Annotated in this window: 2 protein-coding genes; both read right to left on the minus strand. The window is 64.5% G+C overall.

From position 1 onward, the window contains the following. Positions 1 to 728: 728 nt before the first annotated feature. Positions 729 to 971 (minus strand): LPXTG cell wall anchor domain-containing protein, encoded by a 243-nt coding sequence (locus WBV89_RS20495; RefSeq protein ID WP_423983181.1) that lies wholly within the window; start codon positions 969 to 971, stop codon positions 729 to 731. Positions 972 to 1,115: 144 nt separating this feature from the next. Continuing rightward, on the minus strand, positions 1,116 to 3,231 hold a 2,116-nt coding region (locus WBV89_RS20500; RefSeq protein WP_423983182.1), incomplete at its 5' end, for a DUF4012 domain-containing protein.

The following is a 3,231-nucleotide window of genomic DNA, read 5'->3' on the forward strand; positions in this document are numbered from 1 at the left end:
CGCGATCAGACTCGATCGTCCAGCCGCAAGCGCCAGGTGCGATTGCGACGACCGGTGGAATCACAGCGGCTCGGGTACCCCGTCACACGTACGCGTGCATGGGTTCTGAAGAGTCGCTGCGAAGCTACCAATTGTGCCGACCTCCGTGCACGATCCCGCCGGCTGATTATTGCACGACCCGTTATTTGGCTGGTAGCGAAACTCGAGATTGTACGTACATGTAAGCGTCACAGTGTTGTTGCTCCGGTCCGTGCAAGTCGTCGCCAACTGCAGACCGCCCGCGGTTGATCTGTACGTACCTTGTCCCAGCGCGCCACCTCCGTTTGGAATCACAACAATGCGGTTGGTGGAAGGATCAAACGTCGCGCCGTGCACCGGACCGGTTGGGTTGCCCTGGCCATTGAGACTCTGGAACCCCAACGGCGGAACGACGCTGAAAGTGGTGGACGACGTACCTCCGCATACCCCGCAGCCCGTGTCACCCCCTGCGCCGACGACGATCGATGCAGTCTTCGAGTTCGAATCAAGACAATATGAGCATCCGCTAACGAGCGCTGGAACGACACTCGGATCGCATTTTGGCGTGCAAACTTCTCCAGCGGCCACCGCCTTGCTCGACAACACGGTCGGAACGGACCAGGCGATCGCCCCACCGACGGCGGCCTTCTTGAGGGCAGAGCGGCGGTCGATGCCGCCGGGTTTGACATCAGATTCTTCGATGATGTCGGTCATGCCTCCGCCTGCTCGTGATTGCGGCGTCGGCTCGTCGCAGCGACCAGCAGGCCTCCAGCGAGGACCGTGGCGCCGCCGATCTTGATCCACGTGCCCGTGGAGTCGCTACCGGTTGCCGGAAGTGGCTTGACCACCGTCGGCGGAACGGTCACCGGATCGGTGGGCATCGGGTAGCTCTCGGTCGGGATGTCGGGGTCAACCGGCGTGGCTGAGGCATTCCCCGCCACACCGAAGGTCATCACGCCAGCCACAGCGGTAGCTGCAACCAGTCGAAGTGCCGAGTTCTTTGTCCGATTCACGATGTCATTCCCGCTTTCCACAAGGGTCGATCTTCACAACAGACGCCCGCTTCAGGCGCCGATGATCCACTGACGTTGTAAACGTTAGCTTCCAGTGTCCCGGTCGCGCCACATTTCCTCCACGCCGCTTCGGATCTTGTGGGATGACACCCACGTTGCGCCGGTCGTGTCTCGTACGTCGATTCGGGCCACGTCGGGGAACGTCATCGGCTGCGACCGGAGGGTGAAGCCGTAGTTGTCCACATCCTCCACGACCCCGGCGAGATCGAGCTTGACCTCGATCTCCTCACCGCGGGGAATGTCGACCGTCGTCGAATACACGTTCCAACCCAATTCCTGTTGAGCGTTCATGCCGCGCGGCTCACCGTTCACCTCCGCCGAGGTGAAGCCCCACGGCGAATAGATCGAGAGGTACATCCGATTGGTTCCGTCCGGGAGGCCGACCGGGTTACCGCCAGCGTCGGGCGGCAATCCCTCGGGGGCGTCGTTGGCGAGACGGATCGTGGCAGTGGCGCGCAGCTCACCGGTCGCCTCGTGGACCACGGCGTCGTAGGCAATGCTGCGTTTGAGATAGGCGTCGAGCTTGTTCGCACCGGCGTTGTTGCTCACCACGGCGAGCCCGTCAGGCGACGGTGGCGGGAGCTCACCTGCGATCCCGATCGTCTCCAGCGCCGGCTGGTCGTCCTCGTGGAGTGACCACATCACCAGCCGGCCCGATGAGATCGATGGGCCGAGCGTCGTCGCCAGAACACGTGGGCCGGGCAGGCTTCCCCCGAAGATGTCCTGGATGAGGGTCGTGGTCAGTTCCTCGAGGATCTCGTCGCGAACGTCGTCGTCGGCAATGTCGGCGTACTGGCCACGCAGGAGGTAGTCGACGGCGTTGGTGTCGGTGAGACGGATCGTTCCGTCCGGCCCCTCGACCTGAATCGGGCCGGTGAGGTCGAGGAATCGGGCGATCGTCTCGACGTCGAGAGCGATCATTCCGTCGATCTCGGTCCCACCGGATGCCGGATACAGCTGCGCTGCCACCTCGGCGATGTCGGGAAAGTCAGGAGACAGCGTGTAGTTCGACCAGAAGTCGATCGCCACGGGAACGTCACCGCCGCCCGCACCGAACTTGCCGTAGCGGTTCAGATAGTCCTCGGGGCCCGTGAGGATCGGTCGCGGGCTGCTCATTCCCCTCGTGAGATCGATCGTCGAGCCGGTGCGGACGACCTCCATGCGTCCTCCGTCGGCTTTCAACTCCGCCCAGGTGCCCATGAAGCCACCGAGGCCACGCGCCTCGGCCGGCGTCGTGAACGCCATGAAGTAGGTGCGTGGTCCGTCCTTGCCGAGCATCGCGGGGGCGACGTCGATCGCCGCGAGTCCCTTCACCGCCTGATCTTGGAGGTCATCGATCTCGGAACGAATCTCGTCGAACCGATCACCCAACGGGCCGGCCAACCAGTCCGAGCGAGCATCGGTGAGCTCGCTCGACGTCCTGACCAGCGCTTTGGACACGTCGGTGACGGGCACGCTCAGCAGCTCGATCGCGTTGAGGTCGACGACACCGTTGACGATCTGCAACGAGTCGATGTTGACCTGAGCGACCGCGGTCGACGCCGTGTCCGCCAGCACCTCGGCCTCGTTCAAGGACGTCGATACGACGTCGACGTGCTGGCCGAGCAGTGGGACGGCGTGTGAAAGCTTCGCCCACGGGCGACTGAACGAATCCGACGCCGAGCCCAGGTATTCCCGACTGACCGACAGCTGCTCCGAAGCCGTCTGCACATCACCGTCGCTCAATGCCGACACCGCGTTGCGAAGGGCTCGTTCGCCGTCGCGCACGTCGCCGTACGAGAACGCGGCGGCGACACCCACACCGATGATCGCCACCCCCACGGCAACGGCCATTGCGAGGATCACGCGCTTGGTCGTTCGGCGGACGAGGTGGCGGCGACGCATCACTCCGGAGATCGCGATCGTTCCGGCCACGATCGCGGCCACCAACGCCGAACTGCCGTGGAACCCACCGATCTCGAGGTGGAGCAGCACCAGCACCACTCCCCCAGCAGCGGCCGAGCGAGCGACGGGCGAGGCGATCCGCTGTGCGCCGATCACGGACGCGATGACGAAAGACACCACGGCGACCGCGGTCCACTCGGTCGACGGTGCTGCCACCGCAGCCACCGCTGCCCCGCCCGCGAGCACCCACCACGGC

It is taken from the genome of Ilumatobacter sp. (genome assembly GCF_049588435.1).
In the GTDB taxonomy this organism is placed as follows: Bacteria; Actinomycetota; Acidimicrobiia; order Acidimicrobiales; family Ilumatobacteraceae; genus Ilumatobacter_A.